Source organism: Amycolatopsis sp. NPDC051061 (genome assembly GCF_040682935.1).
Taxonomy (GTDB): domain Bacteria; phylum Actinomycetota; class Actinomycetes; order Mycobacteriales; family Pseudonocardiaceae; genus Amycolatopsis.
Map to the genome: position 1 here is coordinate 35,920 of NZ_JBFBBZ010000071.1, position 3,965 is coordinate 39,884.

The window sequence follows — 3,965 nt, forward strand, 5'->3', positions numbered from 1 at the left end:
TTTTCTCGACCCACGTGTACCGGGGGGGCTTGCTGACTGGCTTTTTTGTTCTTTATTCTCAAACTTTGTACAAACACTTTTTACCACCCACGACCGTCAGTGCTTCGGAGCCGCCTTGGCGCCGCTCGTCGAACGGATCAGCCAAGTCCCCGCGAAGGCCAGCAGCCCGATCACCCCGGCCACCACGAACGCCGCCCGCAAGCCCGAAGCGTCCGGCCCGGCGGTCGCTCCGGCCGCGCTCCACAGCGTCGCCACGCTCACGAACACCGCCGTGCCCAAGGCTCCCGCCATCTGCTGCAGCGTCGACAGGATCGCACTCCCGTGCGAGTACAGGTGTTCCGGCAGTGCGCCCAGCGATTCGGTGAACAGCGGCGTCATCATCAGCCCGAGCCCGGCCATCAGCAGCACGTGGATCCCGATCACCGCGATCAGCGGCGAGCCCGCGCCCAGCGTCGTGAACAGCCACAGCGACACCGCCATCGCCGCCGCGCCCGGGATCACCAGCGGGCGCGCACCCACCTTGTCGAACAGCGCGCCCACCGGGCGGCCCAGCAGGCCGAGCACCAGGCCGCCGGGCAGCACCGCCAGGCCGCTCACGAACGTGCTCGTGTGCAGCACCGTCTGCAGGTACAGCGGCAGCAGGATCGCCGCCGCGCCGATCAGGCACACGAACAGCAGCGACGTCAGCACCAGCGACACCACGAAACTCCGGTGCGTGAACGGCCGCAGGTCCAGCAGCGCCCGGTCCCGGCGCTGCAGCCGCAGCTGGCGCCACGTGAACACCACCAGCGAGACCACGCCGACGACGATCGGCACCCACGCCGGCACCGGCGGCTCCGCGCCGGCCTGCTCCCCAGTCGACGACAGCCCGTACAACACGCCGCCGAAGCCGATCGCCGACAGCAGCACCGACGGCACGTCCAGCGGCACCCGCCGCGTTTCGCTGTTCAGCCGCAGCTGCAGTGCGCCGGTCACCAGCGCCGCCACCGACAGCGGCAGCACGATCCAGAACATCCAGCGCCAGCCCAGCGACGAGAGCACCGCGCCGCCGATCGTCGGCCCGATCGCGGGCGCCACCGCGATGACGATCGTGATCGTGCCCATCGTCGCGCCGCGGCGCTCCGGCGGCACCAGCCGCATCACCGTCGTCATCAGCAGCGGCAGCATCACCGCCGTGCCGCACGCCTGCACCACGCGCCCGGCCATCAGCATCCCGAAGCCGGGCGCGAGCGCGCACAACAGCGTGCCGAGGCTGAACGCCGAGAGCGAAAAGAGGAACACCTGCCGCGGCGAGAACCGCTCGAGCAGGAAGCCGGTCGTCGGGATGACGACGGCCATGGTCAGCAGGAACCCGCTGGTCAGCCACTGCACGGTCGTGGTCGGCACCCGCAGGTCGACGGTCAGGTCGCGCAGCGCGACGCTCAGGATCGTCTCGTTGAGGATCATCACGAACGCGGACAGCACGAGGACCCCGATGAGGAGCCCCGGGCGCACCGGGGCGCGGTCCAGGTCGGCGGGCGGGGTGGACACGGTGTCGGTCATCGGGGCGAAAGCTCTCCTGGTCTGGCGGGCCATCCCCCGGCGGTGGCCGGGACGCAAGCGCGCTGTCCTTGCAGTCTGCCCGTTTCGGCACCTTCGTGTCACGGCGGTTTCCGCCGTGCGCGCGGTCACACCGCACCCCCTGCTGACCCTCCGGAGACGTCCGATATGCTTCTGTGAGTACGGAGTTCCGCAGCGCGCGATTAGCTCAGCGGGAGAGCGCTTCCCTGACACGGAAGAGGTCACTGGTTCAATCCCAGTATCGCGCACCACGAGCCCACCCCCGGGAACTCGTGGAAATTCGTACGACGGGCGATTAGCTCAGGGGGAGAGCGCTTCGTTCACACCGAAGAGGTCACTGGTTCGATCCCAGTATCGCCCACGAGATTCGCTGGGAGAGCCCTGTTCGCGGAAAGCGCGAACGGGGCTCTTCTCGTCGTGTCCGGTGGGGGCCGAGCCCCCACGCCCCCGCCGGGGGCACGCCCCCGGACCCCCCGCGTGTGGTTGCGTTTCGTGGGTGGCCGGCGTCTGTCTACATCGGACTTTTACCACAGCCTGCGCTGGACTACGTCCGCGGTGATGGTGTGGATCAGGTTTTTCAGCTCTGCTTCTTCTGGGAGCGTGTGCCTTTGGCGGCCCGCGAAGAGCAGGTGGCTTGCTCCGATCAACGACAGGGACAGGGAATCCGCGTCTGCGTCCGGCGCTATGCGGCCCTGGGCTCGCTCGGCTTTCAGGTAGGACGACAGCATCTCCCTTGCCTCGGTCAGGAAGGGGAGTCCGTCGCCGTCGCCCGGGCGGCGTAGGCGGGTGCGGAGTTCGTCGCGGATGAACACCAAGCTCGTCAGCGCCACCGAGACCGGGTCGAACAGCTCCGTCAGCGCGTCCACCAGGTTCGAGGCCACCGTGCGCGTTCCCGCCGACGCCTCCAGGATCGCCGCCTGGTCCCTCAGGCGGGTGATGCGGTCCTGCACCAGCTCCGCCAGGAACGCGTCGAAGTCCGCGAAGTGACGGTGGAGCACGCCCTTCGCGACGTCGGCTTCGGCGGTCACCGCGCGGCTGGTCAGCGCGTTCGGGCCGTCGCGGAGCAAGACCCGCTCGGCCGCGTGGAACAGCTGCTGGCGGACGTCGCGCAGGTGGACACCGGTCGGCATGGCCCCATTCTCCGTTACGCCCGCGGCGAACGCCCATGCGGTTGCCCTAGTGGGCGAGTGCCCATTAAAGTGGGCGCATGCCCACTCAGCCTCATGAAGCCCGCGCTTTCGCCGAATCCTTCGGAATCGACGCCGAACGCTACGACCGGGCCCGGCCGGAGTATCCCGCCGAACTGGTCGCCCGCGTCGTCGCCGCCAGTCCCGGCCCCGACTTCCTCGACGTCGGCTGCGGCACCGGGATCGAGGCCCGGCAGTTCCGGGCCGCGGGCCGCCGGGTGCTCGGGGTCGACCCCGATCCGCGGATGGCCGGCTTCGCGCGCGGCAGCGGTGTCGACATCGAAGTCGCGAAGTTCGAGGACTGGGACAGTGCGGGGCGGACCTTCGACGCGGTCGTCGCCGGGCAGGCCTGGCACTGGGTCGACCCGGTCGCCGGCCCGGCGAAGGCGGCCGGCGTCCTGCGTCCCGGTGGCCTGCTCGCCGTGTTCGCGCACGTGTTCCAGCCGCCGGACGAGGTCGCGGAGGCTCTCGCCGAAGGCATCCGGCGGGTGCTGCCCGGCTCGCCCTTCGGGAAGGAGCCGAGGAGTGCCGCCGAACTCTACGAAGTCATGTTCACCAAGTTCGCCGACGGCATCCGGGAGTCGGGCCGCTTCGGCGAACCCGAACGGTGGCGGTTCGCCTGGGAGCAGGCCTACACGCGCGACGAATGGCTGGATCTCCTGCCGACGACCGGGGGCCTGACGCGCCTCGAGCCCGACGCGCTGGCCGACGTCCTCGCCGGGGTCGGCGCGGCCGTCGACGCGCTCGGCGGTGGCTTCACGCTGTCGTACACGACGCTGGCGGTCGTCGCGCCGAAGCCTTGACAAAAAAAGTTGTCGGTGAGACCTTGGGGACAAGCAAGGCAGGCCGAAGAACCTTCGGTTCGATCCCAGGAGTCCCCATGTCTTTCCAGGTCTACCTCGACAACGCCGAGAAGCAGACCGGCATCACCCCGCGCGCGTTCCTCGGGCTCGCGGCGGAGAAGAAGCTCACGAAGCACGGCGAGATCATCACGTGGCTGAAGACCGAGCACGGCCTCGGCCACGGCCACGCGACGGCAATCGCGCGGCTCGTCACCAAGGGGCCCGAGTTCGTCGCCGCCCACCACACCGGCGGCGTGCTCCACCTCGACGGCGTGGCCGCGCGGGCCTGACCCGGGTCGGAAGTGCGTGGTGTATGGAAAGAGTTGTAAGCCGAAGGGGTAGATGAGGGGGGGCGCGGGGGCGTAAACGAGCGGGG

General features: G+C 69.6%; 4 protein-coding genes and 2 tRNA genes. 4 read left to right on the forward strand and 2 right to left on the reverse strand.

Features of this window, described 5'->3' with window-relative positions:
- Nucleotides 1–96: 96 nt before the first annotated feature.
- Nucleotides 97–1,542, reverse strand: a complete 1,446-nt coding sequence (locus AB0N03_RS47780; RefSeq protein ID WP_364387377.1) for a DHA2 family efflux MFS transporter permease subunit — start codon at nt 1,540–1,542, stop codon at nt 97–99.
- Nucleotides 1,543–1,736: 194 nt separating this feature from the next.
- Here AB0N03_RS47780 and AB0N03_RS47785 point away from each other — a divergent pair.
- Together AB0N03_RS47785 and AB0N03_RS47790 are read left to right on the forward strand one after the other, a co-directional pair.
- Nucleotides 1,737–1,811, forward strand: a tRNA-Val gene (locus AB0N03_RS47785).
- Nucleotides 1,812–1,849: 38 nt separating this feature from the next.
- Nucleotides 1,850–1,921 (forward strand) — tRNA-Val (locus AB0N03_RS47790).
- A 163-nt stretch (nt 1,922–2,084) separates the two neighbouring features.
- Here the strand turns inward: AB0N03_RS47790 and AB0N03_RS47795 are convergent.
- Nucleotides 2,085–2,690 carry a TetR/AcrR family transcriptional regulator gene (locus AB0N03_RS47795; protein WP_364387379.1) on the reverse strand — a complete coding sequence of 202 codons (606 nt, stop codon included), beginning with the start codon at nt 2,688–2,690 and terminating at the stop codon, nt 2,085–2,087.
- 77 nt (nt 2,691–2,767) lie between these two features.
- Between AB0N03_RS47795 and AB0N03_RS47800 the strand changes: the two genes are divergently transcribed.
- Together AB0N03_RS47800 and AB0N03_RS47805 are read left to right on the forward strand one after the other, a co-directional pair.
- Entirely contained in the window at nt 2,768–3,550 is a 783-nt protein-coding gene (locus tag AB0N03_RS47800) for a class I SAM-dependent methyltransferase (RefSeq protein ID WP_364387381.1), read from the forward strand.
- 77 nt (nt 3,551–3,627) lie between these two features.
- Nucleotides 3,628–3,879 (forward strand): DUF4287 domain-containing protein, encoded by a 252-nt coding sequence (locus tag AB0N03_RS47805; protein WP_364387383.1) that lies wholly within the window; start codon nt 3,628–3,630, stop codon nt 3,877–3,879.
- Nucleotides 3,880–3,965 lie beyond the last annotated feature (86 nt).

Bases quoted from the DNA above. Each gene is read 5' to 3' on its own strand.
- AB0N03_RS47800 (WP_364387381.1), top strand. From the start codon at position 2,768: ATGCCCACTCAGCCTCATGAAGCCCGCGCTTTCGCCGAATCCTTCGGA.
- AB0N03_RS47780 (WP_364387377.1), bottom strand. From the start codon at position 1,542: ATGACCGACACCGTGTCCACCCCGCCCGCCGACCTGGACCGCGCCCCG.
- AB0N03_RS47795 (WP_364387379.1), bottom strand. From the start codon at position 2,690: ATGCCGACCGGTGTCCACCTGCGCGACGTCCGCCAGCAGCTGTTCCAC.
- AB0N03_RS47805 (WP_364387383.1), top strand. From the start codon at position 3,628: ATGTCTTTCCAGGTCTACCTCGACAACGCCGAGAAGCAGACCGGCATC.